We start from the raw sequence: 22,571 nt of genomic DNA, 5'->3' as shown, positions 1-22,571 counted from the left end.
CAGGAGCAGCGATGCAGCACACGCGCCGCAAGGCATTGCAGCAGATCGGAGCCGGCGCCCTCGCCGCCGGTGGCCTCGGGCTAGGCTTGCGCCCGGCCCGCGCAGATAGCTTCCCGGCCAGGCCGGTGCGGCTGGTCGTGCCCTATCCGGCGGGCGGTGCCACCGATGTGCTGGCGCGCGCCATTGCCGAGCCGCTTGGCAAGATGTGGCAGCGTCCCATCGTGGTGGAAAACCGCCCCGGCGCCAGCGGCATGATTGGTGCCGACGCGGTGGCCAAGGCCGATGCCGACGGCCATACCGCGCTGCTGACCATCACCACCCTGGTCCAGGCGCCGAGCCTGTACGCCAAGGCGCCTTTCGACCCGGTGCGCGATTTTGCGCCGGTGTCCAACCTTGGCACCACCAGCCTGGTATTCGCAGTGCACAACTCGGTGCCCGCTACCACGCTGGCCGAGTTCATCGCGCTGGTGAAGTCCAGGCCGAAGCAATTCAACTACGGCTCCTTCGGCACCGGCTCCAGCGGCCATCTTTTCGGGGAAGTCTTCAACGATGCCGCCGGGCTCGACATGACCCATGTGTCCTACAAAGGCGAGGCGCCCGAGCTGAACGACCTGCTTGGCGGCCAGGTGCCTGCCGCCATCATCTCCGTCATGGGCGCCCGCCCGCACACCGCCACCGGACGGCTGCGCGCGCTCGCGGTGACCGGGCCGGCGCGCGCACCGCAATTGCCGGACGTGCCGACCTTCCGCGAGTGCGGCATCGCGGGCATGGATGCGATGGGCTGGTTCGGGCTGTTGCTGCCGGCCGCCGCGCCGCGCCCGGTGGTGGAGAAGTTCTCCGCCGACGTCAACCGCGTGCTGGCGATGCCCGCCGTGCGCGGCCGCATGAGCGAGATGGGCGTGGTGCTCATGGGCAGCACGCCGGACGCCTTCGGCGACACCATGCGCAGCGACTACGCGCGCTGGGGCAAGGTCATCCGCACCCGGAATATCCGCCTTGACTAGAGCCGAGCCGGCGGCGGCCGGCGATTTCCTTACTTTGTGTTCGCCATGAATCAAGTTGCTTGCCCTTCTCCCTCTCCGGCCTTCCGCTCCCCCTTCTGGCCGCCCGGGATGCCGGCCGAGGTGCGTGTTCCACGCACCAGCCTGGTCTATAACGTCGAGGTCGCCGCCCGGCGCTATCCCGGCAAGACCGCGATCCAGTACCTCCATACCCCCATCACCTACGCCAGCCTGCACGCGCAGATCGAACGCATGGCCGGCTACCTGCAGCAAGCTGGCGTGGCGCCGGGTGACCGGGTGGTGCTGTTCAGCCAGAACTGCCCGCAGTTCATCGTGGCGTACTACGCCATCCTGCGCGCCGAGGCCGTGGTGGTGCCGGCCAACCCGATGTGGCTGACCGGCGAACTGGAGCATGTGGTGGAGGACAGCGGCGCGGTGGCGGCCTTCGTCGCGGCCGAGCTGTATCCGCGCATCGCGCCGCTGCATGGCGGCAGGCTGCCGCATGTGATCGTGCACCAGTACGGCGATATGCTCGACAGCGCCTGCGGCACCGACGGCATACCCGCCTGGCTTCACGAGCGCGCCCCGCTGCCCGCATCCGTGCCGGAAAACGCCACGCTGGCGCAGTGGACGCAGGCCGACGCCGCGGGCCATGTCCCGCGCGAGCACCAGGCTGGCTACGACACCCTGTGCATGCTGGCTTACACATCCGGCACCACCGGCAACCCGAAGGGCTGCATGCATACGCACGGATCGCTGATGAGCGCCGCGGTGGGCTCGCAGTTGTGGCGCGGCGCCAGCCCGGAAGGCGTGTCGCTGTCGGTCGCGCCGATGTTCCACCTGCTCGGGATGCAGAACGGCATCCATGCACCGCTTTACCTGGGCGCCACCATTGTGCTGCTGCCGCGCTGGGATCGCGCGCTGGCAGCAGACCTGATCGAGCGCTACCAGGTTTCCACGTGGGGCGCCCCACCCGCGATGCTGGTGGACTTTTTCGCGCAGCCCGGCATCGCCGGGCGCGATCTTTCCAGCCTCGCCTACCTGGGCGGCGGCGGCGCCGCCATGCCCGACGCCGTGGCGACCATGCTGCAGGAGCGCTTCGGGCTGCCCTACGTGGAGGCTTACGGCCTGACCGAAACCGCCGCCTTCCTCCTGTCCAACCCGCGCCACCGGCCCAAGCGCGAATGCCTGGGCATCGCCACCTTCGGCGTGGACGCGCGCGTGATCGACCCGCACACGCTGGCCGAGTTGCCGCAGGGCGAGTTGGGCGAGATCGTGACCCACGGCGCGCAGGTGATGCGCGGCTACTGGCGCAACCCGCAGGCCGATGCCGAATCGTTCGTCGAGATCGATGGCAAGCGCTTCCTGCGCACCGGCGACCTGGGATTCATGGATGCCGAAGGCTACTTCTTCATGCGCGACCGGCTCAAGCGCATGATCAATGCGTCCGGCTTCAAAGTCTGGCCGGCGGAGGTGGAGAACCTGCTCTACGGGCATCCCGCCATCCACGAGGCCTGCGTGATCGCCGCGCGCGATGCGCGCCGGGGCGAGACCGTGAAGGCGGTGGTGGCGCTCAAGCCGGGCGCGCGCGGCACGCCCGAGGCCAGCGCCGAGCAGATCATGGCGTGGTGCCGCGAGCGCCTGGCCGCCTACAAGGTGCCGCGCATCGTCACTTTCGTCGATGCCCTGCCCAAGTCCGCCACCGGCAAGATCCAGTGGCGGGCGCTGCAGGAGCAGGGACAAGATCAGGACCCGCCGCCGCAACCGGAAGCCGCCGGACGCGCGGCCTGAACGCTACAAGAGGAGACAGCATGAAAGCAACGAGACGCAACTGGCTGGGCCAGGCGGCAGCACTGGGAAGCGGCGTGCTGCTGGCCGGATGGCAATGGCCGGCACTGGCGCAGGGCAACTATCCGGCACGGCCCATTCGCATGGTGGTGCCTTATCCCGCCGGCGGCGGCACCGACACGATCGCGCGCATGATCGGCCAGCGCCTGACCGAGGCCTGGGGCCAGCCGGTCGTGGTCGACAACAAGCCCGGCGCCAGCGGCATGCTCGGCAACGACATCGTGGCCAAGGCGCCGCCAGACGGCTACACGGTGCTGCTCGGCATTACCGCCATGATCCAGTCGCCCGGCCTGTACAAGCGCATTCCCTATGACGTGACACGCGATTTCGCGCCGGTCTCGCTGATTGCCAGGTCCTCCGACCTGTTCGTGGTGCCCAACCGGGTGCCGGCCAATACATTGGCCGAGTTCGTCGCCCTGGCCAAATCCGGCAAGCTCAGCTACGGCTCCTACGGCAACGGCACTTCCTCGCACCTGCACGGCGAGCTGTTGAAGATGCAGGCGGGGCTGGAGCTGACGCACATTCCATACAAGGGCGCCGCGCCGCTGATGAGCGACGTGCTTGGCGGGCAGGTGGATTCGGCCTTCGTCGACGTGACCTCCGCCAACAGCCATCTGAATAGCGGGAAGTTCAGGATTCTCGCCATCACCGGCACCCAGCGCTACAAATCGCTGGCGGCCGTGCCGACCTTCGCGGAGGCCGGCTTCGCCGGGTTTGAGCCAAGCGGCTGGTTCTCGGTGTTCCTGCCGGCCAATACGCCGCGCGACTTGGTCAATCGGCTCTCGACCGAGATTGGCCGCATCGTGCGCCTGCCCGAAGTCTCGCAGAAGCTTTCGGCGATGGGACTGCAGCCGGTCGGGTCCTCTTCCGAAGAGCTGGCGGCGCTGGTCGCGACGGATACCCCCAAGTGGGCCCGCATCGTGCGCGACGCGCACATCCAGCTCGACTGAGACGGCAGATTTATGCCGCATTCAACACATATGCGCTGATTGACAGCGAGGCCGGGCAGGCGGTACTGCAACGCAGCATGGCTCGTGCCGGCGTGAAGAAAGCAAGGCAACAGGCAGGCCGGACCCTCGTTCGTGCCGCGCAACGCAATATCCATCAAGGAGACATCATGGGAAATACCGACAAGAACATGGCGATGGCAGCCCGCAAGGTGCCCTGGATGAATGAAGAGCTGGGCATGTTCCAGGACACCGTGCGCCGCTTCGTCGAGCGCGAGCTGGTGCCGAATGAAGCCCGCTGGGCCGAACGCGGCTACATCGACCGCGAAGTCTGGAACCGCGCGGGCGAAGTCGGCCTGCTGTGCGCCAGCATTCCGGAAGAGTACGGCGGTGGCGGGGGGAACTTTGCGCACGAGGCGGTGATCTGTATCGAAATGGCGCGCGCCATCGCCACCAGCCTGGGCAACGGCGTGCACAGTGGCATCGTGGCCCATTACTTGCTCAACTACGGTACCGAGGCGCAGAAGCGCAAATGGCTGCCCCAGATGGCGTCCGGCGCCATGGTGGCCGCCATCGCCATGTCGGAGCCCGGCGCGGGCTCCGATCTGAAGTCGGTACGCACCCGAGCGGTGCGTGAAAAGACCCAGAACGGAGACATCTATCGCATCAACGGTGCAAAAACCTTTATCACCAACGGCTACCACGCCGACCTGATCTGCGTGGTGGCCAAGACGGATCCCGAAGCCGGCGCGCGTGGCGTCTCTCTCATCATGGTCGAGACCCGGGACCTGCCCGGCTTCAGGCGTGGACGTATCCTTGAAAAAATCGGACAGAAGGGCCAGGACACCGCCGAGCTGTTCTTCGACGATGTCTGCGTGCCGGTGGATAACCTGCTGGGCGAAGAGGAGGGGCAGGGTTTTTATCAGTTGATGCAGCAACTGCCGCAGGAGCGCATGATCATCGCGCTCGGTGCGGTGGCGAGCATGCAGCGCGCCATCGAACTCACGACCGACTACGTACGCGAGCGGCAGGTGTTCGGAAAACCGCTGATCGATATGCAAAACACGCGCTTCAAGCTCGCGGAGTGCAAGACCGAGGCAACCATCGCCGCGACCTTCGTCGATGATTGCATGGTGCGTTTGCTCGCCGGCGAACTCGATGCCCCCACCGCGGCGATGGCCAAGTGGTGGTGCTCGCAGAAGAACTGCGAAATCATCGACGAATGCCTGCAGCTGCATGGCGGGTACGGTTATATGCTCGAATACCCGATCGCCCGCATGTATGCGAACGCGCGGGTCAGCAAGATTTATGGCGGCTCCAACGAGATCATGAAGGAGCTGGTGGCGCGCACGCTTTGATGCGCGAGGGGCCATGCGGGCAGCCACTCATGCCAATGCCGTAGGACGTTGGAAGTAGGCTGCCCGCGAAGCCCGGCGCAGCGCGGGTTGCAGGTTTCGATGCGTGCTTCTCGTTACAAAACCAACTGTGCAGGGAGTACAGGAAAGGTGTAATGTGTGTCACAAGACATGGTTCAAATGCCCGTCGCGAGCGGGGCCTGGGGTGGTGGTACGGTGAGTCGATCGGATCCGTTGCACAGTTGCAAAGTTCGTCAACCGAGTCTCAGTTCCTGCCGTTATTTGACTATGATTAAGTAAAGATTTCGCAACATGGCAGCACCGCCAAGCCGGGGTGGCGGAGCCGCAAACGCTGCCGCGGAATCTTGAGTTGTAGTAGATGTAGTAGATCTACCTTCGCCTCGGACGGGACTCTGACGGGAGTGAGGTATGGACATTTTCGGCCACTACGCCACACGCTTCGAAGCTCGCAAGGAAGAGGAATACAGCATCCAGGAGTATCTGGATATCTGCAAGAAGGATCCTTCCGCCTATGCGACCGCGGCCGAGCGCATGCTCGCCGCCATCGGTCAGCCGGAACTGGTGGACACCCACCACGATCCTCGGCTGTCCCGCCTGTTCTTCAACAAGGTCATCAGGATCTATCCGGCCTTCCGCGAGTTCTACGGCATGGAAGACACGATCGAGCAGATCGTCGCGTTCTTCAAGCATGCCGCCCAGGGTCTCGAGGAACGCAAGCAGATCCTCTACCTGCTCGGGCCTCCGGGCGGTGGCAAGTCCTCGCTGGCGGAGAAACTCAAGGCGCTGATGGAGCAGGTTCCCATCTACGCGTTGAAGGGCTCGCCGATCCATGAATCTCCGCTCGGGCTGTTCTCGCCCGAGGAGGACGGCAAGATCCTGGAAGAGGACTATGGCATCCCGGTGCGTTATCTCAACACCATCGCCTCGCCATGGGCCGTCAAGCGCCTGCACGAGTTCAACGGCGACATCACGCGCTTCCGCGTGGTCAAGCTGCGTCCCTCGGTGCTCTCGCAGATCGCGATCTCGAAGACGGAGCCCGGCGATGAAAACAACCAGGACATCTCCTCGCTGGTCGGTAAGGTCGATATCCGCAAGCTGGAAGATTTCCCGCAGGACGATCCCGATGCTTACTCGTACTCCGGAGGCCTCTGCCTGGCCAACCGCGGGTTGCTCGAGTTCGTCGAAATGTTCAAGGCGCCTATCAAGGTCCTGCACCCGTTGCTGACCGCCACCCAGGAAGGAAACTACAAGGGTACCGAAGGCTTCGGCGCGATCCCCTTCGACGGCGTTATCCTGGCGCACTCGAACGAGGCCGAGTGGACGACCTTCAAGGCGGACAAGAACAACGAGGCTTTCCTCGACCGGATCTACATCGTCAAGGTGCCGTACTGCCTGCGCGTGTCGGACGAGGTGAAGATCTACGACAAGCTGCTGCGCAGCAGTTCGCTGTCGGCCGCGCCCTGCGCGCCCAACACCTTGAAGATGATGGGACAGTTCGCCGTACTCACCCGCATCAAGGAGCCGGAGAATTCGAACATCTTCTCCAAGATGCGCGTCTATGACGGCGAGAGCCTGAAGGACGTCGACCCCAAGGCCAAGTCGTACCAGGAGTACCGCGACTACGCCGGCATCGACGAAGGCATGAACGGCTTGTCCACGCGCTTTGCCTTCAAGGTCTTGTCCAAGGTCTTCAATTTCGACAACACCGAGGTGGCCGCCAATCCGGTGCACCTGCTCTATGTGCTCGAGCAACAGATCGAGCGCGAGCAGTTCCCGCCGGAACAGGAGGCCAAGCTGCGGTCTTACATCAAGGAGTATCTGACCGCGCCGTTCGTGGATTTCATCGGCAAGGAGATCCAGACCGCTTACCTGGAGTCGTACTCCGAATACGGCCAGAACATCTTCGACCGCTATGTGGTGTTTGCCGACCTGTGGATCCAGGACCAGGAATATCGCGACCCGAACACCGGCGAGATTCTCGACCGCAATGCGCTGAACGACGAGCTTGAGAAGGTGGAAAAGCCCGCGGGGATATCCAACCCCAAGGACTTCCGCAACGAGATCGTCAACTTCGTGCTGCGGGCGCGGGCCAACAACGCGGGCAAGAACCCCGCGTGGACCAGCTACGAGAAGTTGCGCATGGTCATCGAGAAGCGCATGTTCTCCACCACCGAAGACTTGCTGCCCGTGATTTCGTTCAACGCCAAGTCCTCTCGCGAGGACCAGGACAAGCACGCGAATTTCGTCAACCGCATGGTTGAGAAGGGCTACACGGCGAAGCAGGTCCGCTTACTTGTGGAGTGGTATTTGCGCGTAAGAAAATCATCGTAACGGCGCTTGGACGAGGCCTCTCCAAGAGGGCAAGCATATGGCCACGGTCATCGATCGGCGCGAGAATGGCGGCAACAAGAGTGCCGTCAACCAGCAACGCTTCATCAAACGCTACCGCGAGCAGATACGCCAGGCGGTAGCGAAGGCGGTGTCCGGCCGGAAGATCATGGACATCGAGCAAAGCGGGCAGGTGTCCATTCCGGTCAAGGACATCTCCGAACCTGCCTTCCACCACGGCCAGGGCGGCCGGCGGGAGTGGATCCATCCGGGCAACAAGAAATTTGTCCGGGGGGATAGCTTCGACCGCCAGCAGCAAGGTGGCGGTGGAGGCGGCTCCAAGGCGAGCGATTCGGGCGAAGGCGAGGATGATTTCGTCTTCACCCTGTCGCGCGAGGATTTCCTCAACTTCTTTTTCGAGGACATGGCGCTGCCGGACATGGCCAAGCGCCACCTCGCCAAGATCGCCGAGGTCCGCAAGGTCAGGGCTGGCTTCTCCATCGACGGTACTCCTTCCAATCTGTCCATCCTGCGCACGATGCGAAGCTCGCTCGGGCGGCGCATCGCCTTGTCGAGCCCCTACCAGAAAAAGCTCGTGCTGCTGGAGCAGGAATATGGCGAGGTGCTGGAGCAGGACGGGCCTTATTCGGCACGCGCGCTGGAACTGATGAAGGAGATGCGCCACCTGCGCTCCTGCGTGGAACGCGTGCCCTTTATCGAGAAGCTCGACCTGCGGTACAACAACCGCGTGCTGAAGAAGCGGCCGCAGGCGCAGGCGGTGATGTTTTGCCTGATGGACGTCTCGGGCTCCATGGACGAGAGCCGCAAGGATCTCGCCAAGCGCTTCTTCATGCTTCTGTATCTGTTCCTCAAGCGCAACTACGATCGCATCGACGTGGTGTTCATTCGCCATCACACGGTGGCGAAGGAAGTCAACGAGGAGGATTTCTTCCATTCGCGCGAATCCGGTGGTACGGTTGTATCCAGCGCGCTCAAGCTGATGGTCGAGGTGATCCAGGACCGCTATCCCCCCAGCCAGTGGAATATCTACTGCGCCCAGGCGTCGGACGGCGACAACTGGGCGGGCGATTCGGAGTTGTGCGGGCGCTTGCTGCGCGAGTCCATCCTGCCGCTGGTGCAGTATTACGCCTATGTGGAGGTGGCTTCGGAGGAACCGCAGAATCTCTGGGAAGAGTATCTGGCGGTAAAGGAGCGCTACGAGAATTTCGCCATGCAGCGCATCATCGGGCCGGACGAGATCTATCCCGTGCTGCATGACCTGTTCCAGAAGAAAGCGGCCTGGCCGTCGAGCCGCTGAGGCAGGTTTTCCCCCTCTCCCCTCTGGGGAGAGGTAGGGGAGAGGGATGGTTTTCAGGCGCGGACGCTTCGTCGATGCACCCGCCCTCTTCCCCGGCCCCTCTCCCGCTTGCGGGAGAGGGGAACAACCCAAGGTCGTTTTGAGACTGAAACGCGGGCATGGGCTTCACCCGCAACGGGGGTCGTAAATGGCATATCTCTCCACCGGCTCGGAGTGGACCTTCGAGCTGATCCAGCGCTATGACCGCGAAATCGCCCGCATTGCCGGTGATTTCGGCCTGGACACCTATCCCAATCAGGTCGAGATCATTACCGCCGAGCAGATGCTCGACGCGTACGCGTCGTCCGGGCTGCCCGTCGGCTACAACCACTGGTCGTATGGCAAGCATTTCCTGGCGTCGGAGCGCAGCTACCAGCGCGGGCATATGGGGCTGGCCTACGAGATCGTGATCAACTCGAATCCCTGCATTGCCTACCTGATGGAGGAGAACACCATGCCAATGCAGGCGCTGACAATCGCGCACGCCTGCTATGGCCACAACTCCTTCTTCAAGGGCAACTACCTGTTCCGCACCTGGACCAATGCGGACGCCATCATCGACTACCTGCTGTTCGCCAAGAACTATGTAGCCGAATGCGAGCAGCGTTACGGCGAGCAGGAAGTGGAACAGTTGCTGGATTCCTGCCACGCGCTGCAGAACTACGGCGTGGATCGCTACAAGCGTCCCAAGAAGCTCTCCATTGCCGAGGAGCAGGCGCGCCAGACCGAGCGGGAGAATTACCTGCAGACGCAGGTCAACGACCTGTGGCGCACCCTGCCCAAGCACCGCGCGCATGCGCTCGAAGACGATGAAGGGCTGGAGCGCGATGTGCCCTTCCCGCCGGAGCCGCAGGAAAACCTGCTCTACTTCATCGAGAAGAATGCGCCCAAGCTCGCGCCCTGGCAGCGCGAGATCGTGCGCATCGTGCGCAAGATCGCACAGTACTTCTATCCGCAGCGCCAGACCAAGGTCATGAACGAAGGCTGGGCCACGTTCTGGCACTACACCATCCTGCACCAGCTATATGAAGAAGGCCTGGTCAACGACGCCTTCATGATGGAATTGCTGCAGGCGCACACCAATGTGATTTACCAACCGCCGTACAACAGCCCGTACTACAGCGGCCTCAACCCGTACACCGTGGGTTTCCTGATGTTCCAGGACCTGCGCCGCATGTGCGAGAACCCGACCGAGGAAGACTATCGCTGGGCTCCGGAATTCGCCGGCAGCGACTGGCGCAAGACGCTCGATTTCGCCATGCGCAACTTCAAGGACGAGAGCTTCCTGCTGCAGTTCCTGTCGCCGCGCGTGATCCGTGAGCTCAAGCTGTTCTCCGTGCTCGACGACGACCGCGAAGGCAAGCTGCGCGTGACCGCCATCCATGACGACGAGGGCTACCGGAATATCCGGCAGTTGCTGGCCAACCAGTACGACTTGTCGAATATGGAGCCCAATATCCAGATCACCAACGTGGATGTGGGTGGCGACCGCTCGCTGACGCTGCGCCACCTGCAGAACGACCGCCGTCCGCTGGCGCAGAATTTCGATGAGGTGATCCGGCACGTCACACGGCTGTGGGGTTTCACGGTGCGGCTGGAGGTGGCCTACGAAGACGGCCGCCGCGAATCCAAGTACGAATGCAAGCCGGAACGCCGGCATCGCAAGGCCGCTTGATCGCTTCGTTGCCGCGCGGGCGGCCGCCGTCGGTTGTCCGCGCGCGGCGTCACGCCGGCCGCGCGCCGGCCCGCGCCGCCGCCTGAAGCGTCCGCATGATCGCCTCCGCGGCCCAGTGCCCGGTCGCCGCGGCAGCCTCCGTGAAGGGCGCGTTCATATAGTCCCCCGCCAGGAAGACCCGTTGCCGTGGTGCAGGCGGACGGCTGCGGTACGCCTGCACATCGGCGGCGCGGCCGACCGGCACTGCGGGCATCGCCTGCGCCCAGCGCGTGACCAGGCAGTCCTCTATCTGACGCGAAATCCCCGGCAGGTGGCGCTCGACCTCGGGCAGCACGTCGGCGAGGATTTGCGCATCGCTTGCGCCCAGCCGGTCGGCGGCGGCGCGGTCTTCCAGCATGACCTGGATCACCTGTCCGTGTCCGCTAGCGGGGTCGCCAAGGTGGTGCTTGCCCGCATCCAGTGCCAGTGCGGCCACATGGCGGCGCTCGGCACGCGGCACCAGCACGCCATAGGTGCCCGCCAGGGCCCGCGGCACACGGAAATCGGGCCGCGCTAGCAGCGACAGGTTGATGGTGCGGCTGTAGCCGGTGGCGAGCAGGCGGTGCTCCAGCGCGTCCGCGCCCGGCCAGGCTTGCCGGGCGAATGGCGCCGGCAACGCGCACACGACAAAGTCGGCGCGGGCTTCGAAGCCCGCACCGCTCACCACCACGCCGGTGTCTTGCTGGCGGATGGCATCGACACGCCGTCCAGTTTCCACATGTAGCGAGCGCGCCAGCGCGCGCGGCAGGCTCTGCATGCCGCCGGCCAGCGAGGTGGTGCTGCAGCGGCGCGCGCCGAAGCCGCTGGCCAGCAGCATCAGCGCCGCGGACGACGTTTCCGGCGTGAGGAAATAGAAGCCCTGCAGCAATGGCTCCGTGACGTAGGCGAGCGCTTCGCCGCAGCCACGGCGGTCAAGCCACTCGCTGGCGGATTCCTCGTCGTAGCGAGCCCATTGGCCCAGGTCGTTGAGCGGCAGCGTGCGCAGTACGTGGCCTTCACGGCCCAGCGCCAGCCCCAGGCGCAGCCAGGCTGGCAGTCCCAGCAGGCCGCTGCGCAGCGGGTCCAGCATGCTCTGCGCGCGCACGCGGCGCGGGCGGCCTTGCCGTATCACCGCGTTGACCTGGCTGGCTGCGCGCAGGCCGCCAGCCAGGCCTAGCTGCCGCGCCAGTGCCGGTAGCACCGTATAGCCGGTGGACAGGAACTGCGCGCCGCATTCGATCACATGCCGTCCGAAGGTTTCAGTGCGCATGCGGCCGCCAGCCTCCTGGGCGGCTTCGAACACGCGCACCTGCACGCCGGCACGCGCGAGTGCATCCGCCGCGCACAGGCCGGCAATGCCGGCGCCGGCCACGATCGCGGTAGGCGCGCGGTGCACGCCGGGGGAGTAAACCGGCTCTGTCGATGTTGGTAGAACGGGTGACGGCGAGGAAGCGGCATGCATGATCTGGGACCTGTCTTGATGACCCGTGCGTGACGGGCAGCGTGCGACAATCTAGCCGCTTACCGCGTTCCGGCCAATTCGCTTTCCGCTCAGATTCCATCATGCCCGCCGCCACCGAACCGCCCAAGCGCCGCCAGCCCTCGCAGCAGCGCGCGCAACATACCGTGCAAGCCATCCTGCAGGCCGCGGTTAAATTGTTCGCGGAACGCGAGATGCGTGGCCAGCCCGAACCCACCACCGAGCAGATCGCCGCCCTGGCGGGCGTATCGGTCGGCTCGCTCTACCAGTACTTCGCCGACCGCGCGGCCATCCTCCGGGCCTTGATCGAGCAACAGCGCGACGCCGCGATGCTCGCGCTGGAAGCGATGCTGGCCGAGCGCATGGCGGCGATGCCGGCCACGGCGGGCATGCCCGGGAAGGAAGCCGCCCGCGCCGCGCTGCGCGCCTATGTACAGGCTTATGTGCTCAGTTTCGGCGGGTACGATGACCACACCCGCGCGCTGGCCCGCCTGGCCTGGCGCCACGACCGCGACGAAGACGCCGTGGCGGCGCTGCGCATGGCCAGCGAACGGATCGGCGCGCAACTGCAGGCGCTCGGCATGGGCGCGCTGCGGGTGCCTGCCCCGGCCCAGATGTTTGCGCTGACCCGCGCCTTGTTCGGTGTGGTGCGGGCGGCCTCGCTGGAGCGCTCGCCCCTGCTCGGCAGCCCTGCGCTGGAGGACGAACTCGTTCGCCTGTGCTGGGGCCTGCTGCAGCGCGAGCCGGAAGCCGGTTAGGCCGGTTTGGCCGGCTCTACGGTTCAGGCCGCATCGGTACTCCAGCCACGCACCGTATCCACCACCCCTGGCCCGGCCTGGCCGCACACCAGTTCACCCACCACCCGCCCCCAGTACGTTTCCGACCCGTCCGCCAGCCGCCAGGCATGCAGGCGGCGCGTATAGAGTTGCAGGTCGTATTCCTCGGTGATGCCGATGGCGCCGTGCACGGCATGCGCGATGGCAGCCACTGGCGTGACGGCCTCGCTGGCGTTGAGCTTGCCGATGGCTGCGCGCAGCGGGTCCGGCCGCCAGCCACCGGCGGCGCAGGCGATCTGCGCGGCCATGCGCGCGGCGGTGACGTGTTCGGCCATGATGCTGATCTGGTGCTGGATGGCCTGGAACTTGCCAATGGCGCGGCCGAACTGCTGGCGGTCGTTGGCATATTGCAGCGTCATCTCGAACACATGCGACATCGCGCCAGCCAGTTGCGCGGCATGCAGGCAGGCGCCGGTCTGGCGCAGGGCACCGGCCGGCAGCGTGAAGGCGGGCAAGCCATCGCGCGCGGGGCGCGGCAGGCTCACGGCCAGGTCCGCATGGACACCGGTCGCGCTGGCCTGTGCCTGGGCGCGCGGCAGCAGCACGCAGCGCGTGTCTTCCTGCACCAGGAACCACGCAGCCTGCGCGCCCCCGGGTACCGGCGCGGTATCCGCGCCGCTGTCGAAGCTCGCGAGCGCGATGGGCTCGGGCGGCACCGCCAGCCCGGCGGCATGCAGCAGCGCGCGGGCGAACAGTGTCTGGCCCAGCGGCAAGGGCACCGCATGACGGCCCAGCGTAAACAACACCGGCGCCAGTTCGTCCAGCGGCAGGCCGGCGCCGCCGGCGTCCTCCGGCAGCAGGCAGTCGGCAAAGCCGCTGTCCTGCAGCGCCTGCCATAGCGGCTGGTGATCGTCGCCGCGTTCCACGGCGCGGACTGCGGCGGGCGTGCAGCAGTCGCGCAGCACGGTATCGAGCGCGTCCGAGTAAGCGTTATGCATGTTGGAACTCCGGTTCAGCGCAGGCCTAGGCCCCGGGCGATCATGCCGCGCAGGATCTCGCGCGTGCCACCGCGCAGCGAATAGGACGGCGCGACCTGGCTGACATAGGCCAGGGTGCGGTACAGGCCGGGATCGGCGGCGAGTTGCGGGTCGGCGCCCAGCGCGGCTTCGGCCAGCGCGGGGATGGACTGCTCGAACTCCGTGCCAAGGTCCTTGACCAGCGCGGCTTCCACCACCGGGCTTTCACCAGCGGCGAGCCGGGCGGTGACCGCCAGCGACATGGCGCGCAGCACCGCCAGCCTGGCCGCCAGCCGGCCGATGGTGACGGTGTCGCGCCGCGCCTCCGGCACGCGCCGCAGCGCCGCGATCCAGGTATCGAGCAGCACCACGCTGGAATACAGCCGCTCGGGCCCGCTGCGCTCGAAGGCCAGTTCCGCGTTGACCTGTTCCCAGCCGCTGCCTTCGCGGCCGACCAGTGCCTGCGCGGGCAGCATCACGTCCTCGAAGCTGACTTCGGAGAAGTGCGCATCGCCCGCCAGGTCATGGATCGGGCGCACCGTGACGCCTGGCGCGGACAGGTCGACGATGACCTGCGACAACCCGCGCTGGCGGTCCTCGGCATTGCCGGAGGTGCGCACCAGCGCCAGCATGTAGTGGCAGCGGTCGGCATTGGTCGTCCAGATCTTGCGGCCGTTCAGGCGCCAGCCGCCGTCCGGCTCGGGCACGGCGCGGGTGGCGACGCTGGCGAGGTCGGAGCCGGAGTTGGGCTCGCTCATGCCGATGCAGAAGAAGGCCTCGCCCTTGCAGATGCGGGGCAGGTAGAAGGCCTTCTGCTCGTCGCTGCCGTAGCGCAGGATCAGCGGCCCGCTCTGGCGGTCGGCAATCCAGTGGGCCGAAACCGGGGCGCCGCAGGCCAGCAGTTCCTCCACCAGCACGAAGCGCGAGAACGGATCGAGTCCGGCGCCGCCGTATTGCGCGGGCAAGGTGATGCCCACCCAGCCGCGGCCCGCGAGCGCGCGGCTGAAACCGGCGTTGAAGCCCATCCAGGAGCGCGCGCGCTTCTCGGGCGGCAGTTCGGGCAGATGTTCGGCGAGGAAGGCTTTCACCTCGCGCCGGAAGGCGGCAGCCGCCGGTGGCAGGGCGGTGAGCTGGAAGGTACTCAGCAGGGAAGTCAAGACGGTTCTCCGTGACAGGCGGTGCGCGCGATGGGGAAGGGGCGGATCATTCCAGCGTCACGCCGGAGTCCTTCACCACCTTTTGCCAGCGCGTGATTTCCTGCGCCAGGTACTTCCCGTAGGCTTCGGGGCTGTTGCCGCGCGGCTCGGCGCCCTGCGCGGCCAGGCTGGCGCGCACGTCCGGCGCGGCCAGGGCCCTGAGCGTGGCGGCATTGAGCTTTTGCACGATCTCGGGCGGCGTCCTGGCCGGCACCAGCATGCCTTGCCAGGCGCCCACCTCGAAGCCCGGCATCACGGTCTCGGCCACGGTCGGCACATCGGGCAGCTGCGCGCTGCGCGTGATGCTGGTCACCGCGAGCGCCTTCATGCGCTTGTCGCGGATAAACGGCAGCGAGGAGTTGATGGTGTCGGCCATGAACTGCACCTGGCCGCCGGCCAGGTCGGTCAGCGCCGGCGCGCTGCCCTTGTAGGGCGCGTGCACCGCCGACAGGCCGTTGGCCTGCAGGAACAGGAAGGCCGCGAGGTGGGTCACGTTGCCGTTGCCGGCCGAGCCGTAGGTCAGCTTGCCGGGGTTGGCCTTCAGGTACTGGATGAACTCGGCCAGGTTGGAGGCCGGCACCTGGGCGTTGACCTCCAGCACCAGCGGCACCATCGCCGTCATCGCCACCGGGGCGAAGTCGCGCTGCACGTCGTAGGACAGATGCTTGTACAACGCCGGGCTCAGCGCGATCGACGAGGTGTTGTAGAGCACCGTGTAGCCATCGGCCGGCGATTTGGCGACCAGCTCCGCGGCGATATTGCCATTGGCGCCGGGCCGGTTGTCCACGATCACCTGCTGGCCCAGTTCCTCCGACATCTTCCTGGCGATGACGCGCGACACCAGGTCGGTGGGCCCGCCCGGCGGAAACGGCACCACCAGCTTGACGGGGTGGGCTGGATAGCCGGCGGCGCGGGCGGGGGTTGCGAATGCGCCGAGCACCAGGATCGCGGGGGCCAGCAGGGCGAGCCGGCGGCTGCGGCGGCCAATCGCCACGCTGGTCGTTTTATCGGTCTTGTCGGTCTTGTCGTTCTTCTTGCCTTGTCCTGGCATGTAGTCTCCTCCGGTGTTGGCGGCTTGCGCCGCCGGCTAACTGAGCCAACGGGCTAACGGCCGGCCAGCAGGCGCCGGGCGGAATAGGTCATGACACGTTCATGGCGCTGGTTAAAGACCTCGATGTCCGAGTCCACCACGGCGCGGCCGTTGCGCGAGGTCGGGCGGATGCCCGTCACGGTGACGGTGGCCCAGATCGTGTCGCCTACCACCACCGGGGCCAGGATCTTCTGGGTCAGTTCCAGCATGGCCAGCCCGGTGCCCTGGATCATGGTCTGCAGGATGAAGCCCTCGATCATCGCGTAGGTCAGCGCGGCGGGCACGGGCCGGCCATGAATGGCGCCGCCGTCGTAGCCCGCTTCGATAAAGATGGCCTCCAGCATGCCGGTGACCGAGATGAAGTTGACCAGGTCGGTCTCGGTCACGGTGCGGCGAAAGGTCTGGAAGGCCTGGCCCTCCTTGATGTCCTGCCAATAAAAGCCCTGGCCGAGGCGGGGAAGTTGGGTATGGGGCACGGCGTCTCCTGGTGAGGGCCGCCATCGGCGGCCGGCTTCCTTTATGTTAGGAGCGGGAATGGGGCAGGGGTTAGGCGTCGGCGGCCGGGGGCGCGCAAAAGGCTGCGCCGTCCCGTCCCAGCTCGTCGATCTGCTGGGTGGTCAGGCCCGCCTCGCCGAGCAGTCCGCGGGTGTGCTCCCCCAGGCGCGGCGGCAGTGCCGGCGCCGCGCGTTCGCCGTCGAACCGCACCGGCGCGCCGGGAAAGCGCAGCGTGCCCATGGCCGGGTCGTCCAGCATGTCGAAGAAGCCGGTGGCGCGCAGGTGCGGGTCGTCCACCAGTTCGGCGAGCTGGTTGACGCGCGCGACCGGGATCTGCAGCGTTTCGCACAGCGCCAGCCAGGCGTCGGTGGTGCGCGCGCGCACGATTTCGCCGGTCAGTTCGTACAGCGTTTCGATATGCTGCGTGCGCGCGGCGATGCCGGCGAAACGCGCGTCGGCCGCCAGCTCGGGACGGCCCGCGGCGGTAAAGAAGTCACGCCAGTGCGCATCGGTGTACGGCATCATGCAGACGTGGCCGTCGGCGGTCTGGTAAGGCCGGCGCAGTGGCGCCAGCACGCGCGGATAGCCGACAGGCCCGCGCGGCGGTTCGAAATGCTGGCCGTACAGATGTTCAACCAGGTTGAAGGCCACCATCGACTCGAACATCGGCACTTCCACCAGCGCGCCCTTGCCGCCCTGGCGCTCGCGCCCGGCAAGGGCGGCCGAGATCGACAGCGCCGCCACCAGGCCACTGGTCTTGTCGGCCGCGATGGTGGGGAAATAGCGCACAGTGCCGGTTTGCGCCGCCATCAGCGCGGCGTTGCCGGACAAGCCCTGGATGATGTCGTCGTAGGCCGGGCGGCCGCCATAGGGACCATCCTCGGCAAAGCCCAGCAAGCTGACGTAGACCAGGCGCGGATGGCGCGCCATCACGGCGGCGGGTTCCAGTCCCAGACCGCCCAGCTTCTGCGGGCGCATGCTGTGCATGAACACATCGGCGCTCGCCAGCAGGCGCTCCAGCGCGGCCCGGGCCGCGGGCAGCTTGAGATTGAGCACCACGCTCTTCTTGCTGCGGTTCACGCCCAGGAAGATGGCCGACATGCCGTCTTCGGCGGCGGGGCCGGTGCGCCGCGTGGAATCGCCTTCGGGGGGTTCCACCTTGATCACTTCGGCGCCGAGGTCGGCCAGCCACTGGCTGGCGTACGGGCCCATCACGACCGTGGATAGGTCGATCACGCGGATGCCTGAGAGGGGCAACATGCCTGGAGGTCTCCTGTCTGTTCTTGTGCCGGTTGCCGCTTGCGGCCGGGTGTGGCCGTGCGAATTCCGATGGTCACAGGGTGAAACAGGGCAATCGTTTGCGTCTAATATTAGATTTTTAGGATCCGATATTCAGCGGATATCAACGTGGACCTTCGTCAACTTCAGCAGTTCGTTGCCCTGGCCGAGACCGGGAACTTCCATCGCGCGGCCGAGCGCCTGCACATGGCGCAGCCGCCACTATCCATTTCGATCCGCAAGCTGGAGGATTCGCTCGGCACGGCGCTGTTCGTGCGCACGTCGCGCGGGGTGCGGCTGACCCAGGCCGGCGAGGCCGCGCTGCACGATGCCCGGCGCGCGCTGTTCCACGTGGCCCAGGCGCGTGCGGCGGCGCTGGCCGCGGCGCATGGCGAACGCGGCGCGTTGCGCGTGGGCTTTGTCGGATCGGCTACCTATGCCTTGCTGCCCAGGCTGATCCCGGCGTTCCGCGCGGCCCACCCTGGCATCGAGCTGATCCTGCATGAATCCACCTCGGCGGCGATCCTGGACCGGCTGGAGCGCCATCAGCTCGATGCCGGGCTGGTGCGCTTTCCCATCCTGAGCAGTGGCGGGTATACGCTCATGCCGCTGGAGACCGACGAATTCGTGGCCGCGGTGCCGGCCGACAGCCGCTTTGCCGCGAGCGATGCGATCGCGCTCAAGGCACTCGCCGGCGAGCCCTTCATCATGCATCCGATCGCGGATGTGCCAAACCTCCAGGCGGTGGCCATGATGCTTTGCCAGCAAGCGGGCTTCGTGCCGCGTGTGACGCAAGAGGCGGTGCAGGTGCAGACCATCGTCAGCCTGGTGGAGAGCGGCCTGGGGGTGGCGCTGGTGCCCAGCGTGGCGGCGCGCTATACCAACCGGCGCGTGCGTTTCCTGCGGCTGACCAGTCCGCGGCCGGCCGCGCGCATCGGCATTGCGCTGGCCACGCCCACCGACAGCGACGATCGCCAGGTGCAGCGCCTGCTGGAGGTAGCTCGCGCCGCGGCCGGCTAGGCCGGGCTCGTGGCCTGGATCAGATGGACGCCCGGCCGCCACGCGGCGTGCCGGCGCGTTCCAGCGCCACCCCTGGCAGCAGGTGGAGCAGGCGCACCAGTTCGCTTTGGCGGTGGGTGCCGGTCTTGCGCAGGATGTCGCGGATATGCACGCGTACCGTATGCGGAGAAATAAACTCGCGTTCGGCGATTTCGTTGAGGGTTTCGCCGGCCGCAAGGCGGATGGCGACGATGCTTTCCTTGCGCGACAGGCCGAACAGCGAGGTCAGCACCGAGGTGTCGAGCACCGAGCGCGATTCCGAGTTGCCCATCAGCACCATGGCGAACGGCAGTTGCCACGGGCCTTCCACCGGCTGGCGCGCCACCAGCGGCAGCACGATGATGGGCACGGGCTGGCCGCCCGAAGTGATATGCATCCACGAGCCGGCCGCCGCCTCGCCACTGCGGGGATGCATGGCGCGCTCCAGCAGCTTGTGCAGCGTGACGTGCAGGTTGGGATCGTGGGCGGTGAGCACACCGTTTTCCAGCGCCAGCTGGCTGTCGGCCTGCACCAGCGCTTCGGCCCAGATATTGGCGTAGCGCACACGCATGTCGGCCTGCAGCACCATCACGCCGAAGTCGAGCGAATCGAGCCCGGCCAGGCCAAGGGCGGCCAGGCCGCTCAGTTCGAAGTTGCGCTGCTGCATGCGCGCGGCGCGTGCCCAGTGCGGCAGCACGCGCGCCAGACGCCGGCTGCGGCAGGCCGAGGCGTCCGTGCCACCGAATCCGGCGCCCTGCCGGCCGTCGCGGCTGGTGCCGCCCATCAGCACGCAGACCTCGGCGGTATCGAGCAGGCGGATGCCTTGCTCCAGGTCGGCGCCATGCGCCGGCGCTCGCCAGGGTGCTTCGTCCTCGCCGTCGCCCGCGTGGGCGACGGCGAGCGTGCGCGCCGGCAGGTTCGCCAGCGCGTGCAGGCCCTCCGGGACATGAGTGCCTTGCGCCGAGAAGCAGCCGTGCGGGGTGACGCCGAGGCGCGCCTGCCCGGACAACTTGTCCCATACCAGGTAATGCGGGCTGTCGGTGTCGGTGTAGCTGGAGAAGAGACCAAGCGCGGCAGGCATGGCGGTGACATCAAGCGCCGACTCATAGATCGAATCGATCAGACGATGGAAGTCTTCGTCCGCCGATGGATGGTGGCCCATATTGTTTTTCTCCCCGGTGGCTTTCGCCCGATTCCGCTTTGCGCTTTTTCCTGGCTAGCTGGTACGGCTGGCTCGCGATGGCCGGCTCCGATCTGGCGTGCGCCACCGGACAGGATCGGGTCGCCCGTTTTACAGGGCGCCGTTTCTCTGCATTACCGCTGGCGGCATTATGCGCATCCGAGCATAACTTCGCAAACGGCAGTGTTGTATAAGCAATTGTTTTGCCGATTATTTCAAAATATTTCAGCGCTGAAATGCCGCCGACCGACACACGGGCCGGCAAGGTGTACCCGTTTCTGCGTGCGTCTTGTGCATCCCGCCGCGGGCTCAGCCGGCGGNNNNCCGGGGGGGGGGGGGGGGGGGGGGGGGCGCGCCTGGCGCGCGGGCGGCGGCGGCGCCAGCCGCCAGGTCATCGGCCTGAACTGCCTGGCCAGCGGCGAGTGTTCCGCTTTCGACCTGCACCGTCACCCGTTGGGTGGCCATGCTGATGCCATGCTGGTCAAACTTGCGTTTGAGCCGGAGGTTGAAGGCGCGCGTGATTTCCGCCTGGGTCAGCGGCCGGGTCTTGAACTGGGCCAGCACCACCGACCCGCCAGGGTCGAAGCGATCGAGGCCAAGGATATCGAGGCCGGACAGCAGGTTGCGGGCGTAACGGAAATCGCGCGCTACCTCGTTGCCGGTCTCGCGGATCAGTTCGATGGCGCGATCGAGATCGCTGCCATAGGCCACGCCGATGTTGAACACGGCATAGGCATAGCCGCGCGACATGTTCTTGATGGCCTTGATCTGGCTGTACGGCAGCACGTGGAGCGCGCCCTTGCCGTCGCGCAGCTTCACGGTGCGGATGGTCATGGCCTCCACCGTGCCGGCATGGTCGGGCAGTTCCACCGAATCGCCGATCGCGATGGAGTCTTCCACCACGATAAACAATCCGGTGATCAGGTCCTGCACCAGGCTCTGCGCGCCGAAGCCGATCGCCAGGCCGACCACGCCGGCGCCGGCCAGCAGCGGCGTCACATTGACACCGAGGTTGGCCAGCACCACGATCAGCGTGATGACCAGCAGCGCCACGAACAAGGCATTGCGTACCAGCGGCAGGATGGTCTTGGCCCGCAGGCTGGGCTCCTGCCCGCGCCCGTAAGCAGGCGTCAGTGTCTGCGTGATGGCTGTATCGATCAGCAGCCACAGCAGCCAGGACAGCAGCACCGTGCTGGTCACGCTGAACACCGCCTCGCCGATGCGCTTGGCGACAGGTGTCGATTCAATCAGCGAGAGCAGCGATATGCCCCAGATGCGGCTGGCCAGCTCGAAGTAGGCGAACCAGATCACCACCCGCACCAGCGCCACGGCGAAGCGTCCGAAACGCGCCAGGTAGACCGAGCGCTGGCGGTCGCGAAAGCGTGGCGCGCGGTGCGCGGCCTTGGGCGAGCGGCCGGTGATGAGCGTCAGCAGCAGCGCGGCGACGAACAACGCTACCGAGCCCACCGTGCGCCGCAGGAAGATGTCGGCGTGGCCGGTGGCCAGCACCGTGCCGGCCACCGAGGCCACCACCACCGCCAGCACCGGCAGGTGCCAGGTCGAGCCCACCAGGCGCAACAGATCCATGACGGCGGGATGTTCCTGGCGGAAGGCGAGCGGCCGGTTGCTGATGATCTGCCCGATCTGCCGGCGAAAGCGCAGCGTGAAACAGCCGATCAGCAGCGCCGCGGCGATATTGGCCACGGTGGAGATCAGCGCCGAGAGGTTGGTGCCAAGCGAGGCGATCACCCGGGCGTCGTTGGTGACGTCGCCCAGTGCCGCCAGGACGCCGGTGGCGAACAGCAGCCCGCGCGAGTGCAGCAGCAGGTCATGCACCGCGTGGGCGCGATGCGCGGACCTGAACAGCGCGAAGATGACCTGGCACACGGCACCCATCACGGCTCCCGCGACCACCGAATAGGCGATCACCATGCCGGCCACGCTGGCGGGCGAACGCTCGAACATGCTGCTGGAGAGCAGCATCGCCAGGACGAAGGCCGCGACCCACGGCGCCACCCTGCGCAACATGTACAGCCCGACGTCCATCCAGGACGGCACTGTCGGCAACTCGTGGTGCACGGCCGGCCGGATGCGCCGGTGGCGCACCCGCCTGACGACCGCCAGCAGCAGCCATCCGGCCAGGAACCAGGCCGAGAGCACCGTGCCGAACTCCCGCGCCGATTGCCACGGCGAGCGGGTCCCGTTGACGGTCAGCGCGGCCTGCCACTCCTCGCCGGCGAAATCGATCCGCCAGCGCCAGTAATGCCATGGCCCCTTGTCCTTGCCCAGTGTCGCGTCGAGGTGGTCCACCGCTTCGGCAATCGCCCCGAGCAGGCCCGGCTGCGGCGCCGACGCCGCGCTGGCCGCATCGACACCCTGGCGCAGCGTCTGCAACTGCTCCACCAGGGCCTTGCGATCCTTGTCGCTCTGCAATGTGGTGATGACCTGATCAAGCGAATGGGCAAGCGGCTC

17 protein-coding genes are annotated in these 22,571 nt (G+C 66.5%); 9 read left to right on the top strand and 8 right to left on the bottom strand.

Features of this window, described 5'->3' with window-relative positions; all coding sequences use genetic code 11:
* The first annotated feature begins 11 nt into the window (after positions 1-11).
* The 7 genes from CF70_RS08900 to CF70_RS08870 all read left to right on the top strand — a co-directional run bounded on the left by CF70_RS08900 (position 12) and on the right by CF70_RS08870 (position 10,532).
* Positions 12-1,004: a tripartite tricarboxylate transporter substrate binding protein gene (locus CF70_RS08900; protein WP_035863187.1), complete on the top strand. Its 993-nt coding sequence runs from the start codon at positions 12-14 to the stop codon at positions 1,002-1,004.
* Positions 1,005-1,049: 45 nt separating this feature from the next.
* Complete coding sequence (locus CF70_RS08895; RefSeq protein WP_051648170.1) at positions 1,050-2,792, top strand: long-chain fatty acid--CoA ligase; 1,743 nt, start codon at positions 1,050-1,052, stop codon at positions 2,790-2,792.
* Between the two features lie 20 nt (positions 2,793-2,812).
* Positions 2,813-3,799, top strand: coding sequence for a Bug family tripartite tricarboxylate transporter substrate binding protein (locus CF70_RS08890; RefSeq protein WP_035863185.1), 987 nt, complete (start codon positions 2,813-2,815; stop codon positions 3,797-3,799).
* A 194-nt stretch (positions 3,800-3,993) separates the two neighbouring features.
* The gene (locus tag CF70_RS08885; protein WP_414629437.1) at positions 3,994-5,154 is read left to right on the top strand and encodes an acyl-CoA dehydrogenase family protein; all 1,161 of its coding nucleotides are present in this window, start codon (positions 3,994-3,996) and stop codon (positions 5,152-5,154) included.
* 426 nt (positions 5,155-5,580) lie between these two features.
* Positions 5,581-7,503 carry a PrkA family serine protein kinase gene (locus tag CF70_RS08880; RefSeq protein WP_035863181.1) on the top strand — a complete coding sequence of 641 codons (1,923 nt, stop codon included), beginning with the start codon at positions 5,581-5,583 and terminating at the stop codon, positions 7,501-7,503.
* Between the two features lie 37 nt (positions 7,504-7,540).
* Positions 7,541-8,818, top strand: a complete 1,278-nt coding sequence (locus CF70_RS08875; RefSeq protein ID WP_035863179.1) for a YeaH/YhbH family protein — start codon at positions 7,541-7,543, stop codon at positions 8,816-8,818.
* Positions 8,819-9,005: 187 nt separating this feature from the next.
* Positions 9,006-10,532: a SpoVR family protein gene (locus CF70_RS08870; protein WP_035863177.1), complete on the top strand. Its 1,527-nt coding sequence runs from the start codon at positions 9,006-9,008 to the stop codon at positions 10,530-10,532.
* 49 nt (positions 10,533-10,581) lie between these two features.
* Here the strand turns inward: CF70_RS08870 and CF70_RS08865 are convergent, their stop codons facing one another.
* Positions 10,582-12,012: a protoporphyrinogen/coproporphyrinogen oxidase gene (locus CF70_RS08865; RefSeq protein ID WP_081862089.1), complete on the bottom strand. Its 1,431-nt coding sequence runs from the start codon at positions 12,010-12,012 to the stop codon at positions 10,582-10,584.
* A gap of 101 nt (positions 12,013-12,113) precedes the next feature.
* On the opposite strand from CF70_RS08865, the gene CF70_RS08860 reads away from it, so the two are divergent.
* Positions 12,114-12,788 (top strand): TetR/AcrR family transcriptional regulator, encoded by a 675-nt coding sequence (locus CF70_RS08860; protein ID WP_035863170.1) that lies wholly within the window; start codon positions 12,114-12,116, stop codon positions 12,786-12,788.
* 23 nt (positions 12,789-12,811) lie between these two features.
* Here the strand turns inward: CF70_RS08860 and CF70_RS08855 are convergent, their stop codons facing one another.
* From CF70_RS08855 to CF70_RS08835, 5 genes are all read right to left on the bottom strand, one after another.
* Positions 12,812-13,804, bottom strand: coding sequence for an acyl-CoA dehydrogenase family protein (locus tag CF70_RS08855; RefSeq protein WP_035863169.1), 993 nt, complete (start codon positions 13,802-13,804; stop codon positions 12,812-12,814).
* Positions 13,805-13,818: 14 nt separating this feature from the next.
* On the bottom strand, positions 13,819-14,979 hold the full coding sequence (locus CF70_RS08850; RefSeq protein WP_035863167.1) for an acyl-CoA dehydrogenase family protein: 1,161 nt from the start codon (positions 14,977-14,979) through the stop codon (positions 13,819-13,821).
* Between the two features lie 46 nt (positions 14,980-15,025).
* A complete protein-coding gene (locus CF70_RS08845; protein WP_081862088.1) occupies positions 15,026-16,069 on the bottom strand; it encodes a Bug family tripartite tricarboxylate transporter substrate binding protein in 1,044 nt (347 codons plus the stop codon).
* A gap of 53 nt (positions 16,070-16,122) precedes the next feature.
* A complete protein-coding gene (locus tag CF70_RS08840; RefSeq protein WP_035863165.1) occupies positions 16,123-16,584 on the bottom strand; it encodes a MaoC family dehydratase in 462 nt (153 codons plus the stop codon).
* 70 nt (positions 16,585-16,654) lie between these two features.
* On the bottom strand, positions 16,655-17,863 hold the full coding sequence (locus CF70_RS08835; protein WP_035863162.1) for a CaiB/BaiF CoA transferase family protein: 1,209 nt from the start codon (positions 17,861-17,863) through the stop codon (positions 16,655-16,657).
* 147 nt (positions 17,864-18,010) lie between these two features.
* Here CF70_RS08835 and CF70_RS08830 point away from each other — a divergent pair, with 147 nt between their 5' ends.
* Positions 18,011-18,901 carry a LysR family transcriptional regulator gene (locus CF70_RS08830; protein WP_035863160.1) on the top strand — a complete coding sequence of 297 codons (891 nt, stop codon included), beginning with the start codon at positions 18,011-18,013 and terminating at the stop codon, positions 18,899-18,901.
* Positions 18,902-18,920: 19 nt separating this feature from the next.
* On the opposite strand, the gene CF70_RS08825 is transcribed toward CF70_RS08830, so the two are convergent.
* Both CF70_RS08825 and CF70_RS08820 read right to left on the bottom strand, forming a co-directional pair.
* Positions 18,921-20,081, bottom strand: a complete 1,161-nt coding sequence (locus CF70_RS08825) for a helix-turn-helix transcriptional regulator (RefSeq protein WP_035863158.1) — start codon at positions 20,079-20,081, stop codon at positions 18,921-18,923.
* Positions 20,082-20,423: 342 nt separating this feature from the next.
* On the bottom strand, positions 20,424-22,571 hold a 2,148-nt coding region (locus CF70_RS08820; protein WP_235184956.1), incomplete at both ends, for a mechanosensitive ion channel family protein.

Origin of the sequence: Cupriavidus sp. SK-3 (assembly GCF_000611145.1) — a bacterium.
In the GTDB taxonomy this organism is placed as follows: Bacteria; Pseudomonadota; Gammaproteobacteria; order Burkholderiales; family Burkholderiaceae; genus Cupriavidus.
Note: the sequence above shows the minus strand (reverse complement) of the source record. Positions and strands in the feature narration are given on the sequence as shown.

Bases quoted from the DNA above. Each gene is read 5' to 3' on its own strand.
- CF70_RS08900 (WP_035863187.1), top strand. From the start codon at position 12: ATGCAGCACACGCGCCGCAAGGCATTGCAGCAGATCGGAGCCGGCGCC.
- CF70_RS08895 (WP_051648170.1), top strand. From the start codon at position 1,050: ATGAATCAAGTTGCTTGCCCTTCTCCCTCTCCGGCCTTCCGCTCCCCC.
- CF70_RS08890 (WP_035863185.1), top strand. From the start codon at position 2,813: ATGAAAGCAACGAGACGCAACTGGCTGGGCCAGGCGGCAGCACTGGGA.
- CF70_RS08885 (WP_414629437.1), top strand. From the start codon at position 3,994: ATGGCAGCCCGCAAGGTGCCCTGGATGAATGAAGAGCTGGGCATGTTC.
- CF70_RS08880 (WP_035863181.1), top strand. From the start codon at position 5,581: ATGGACATTTTCGGCCACTACGCCACACGCTTCGAAGCTCGCAAGGAA.
- CF70_RS08875 (WP_035863179.1), top strand. From the start codon at position 7,541: ATGGCCACGGTCATCGATCGGCGCGAGAATGGCGGCAACAAGAGTGCC.
- CF70_RS08870 (WP_035863177.1), top strand. From the start codon at position 9,006: ATGGCATATCTCTCCACCGGCTCGGAGTGGACCTTCGAGCTGATCCAG.
- CF70_RS08865 (WP_081862089.1), bottom strand. From the start codon at position 12,012: ATGCATGCCGCTTCCTCGCCGTCACCCGTTCTACCAACATCGACAGAG.
- CF70_RS08860 (WP_035863170.1), top strand. From the start codon at position 12,114: ATGCCCGCCGCCACCGAACCGCCCAAGCGCCGCCAGCCCTCGCAGCAG.
- CF70_RS08855 (WP_035863169.1), bottom strand. From the start codon at position 13,804: ATGCATAACGCTTACTCGGACGCGCTCGATACCGTGCTGCGCGACTGC.
- CF70_RS08845 (WP_081862088.1), bottom strand. From the start codon at position 16,069: ATGCCAGGACAAGGCAAGAAGAACGACAAGACCGACAAGACCGATAAA.
- CF70_RS08835 (WP_035863162.1), bottom strand. From the start codon at position 17,863: ATGTTGCCCCTCTCAGGCATCCGCGTGATCGACCTATCCACGGTCGTG.
- CF70_RS08825 (WP_035863158.1), bottom strand. From the start codon at position 20,081: ATGGGCCACCATCCATCGGCGGACGAAGACTTCCATCGTCTGATCGAT.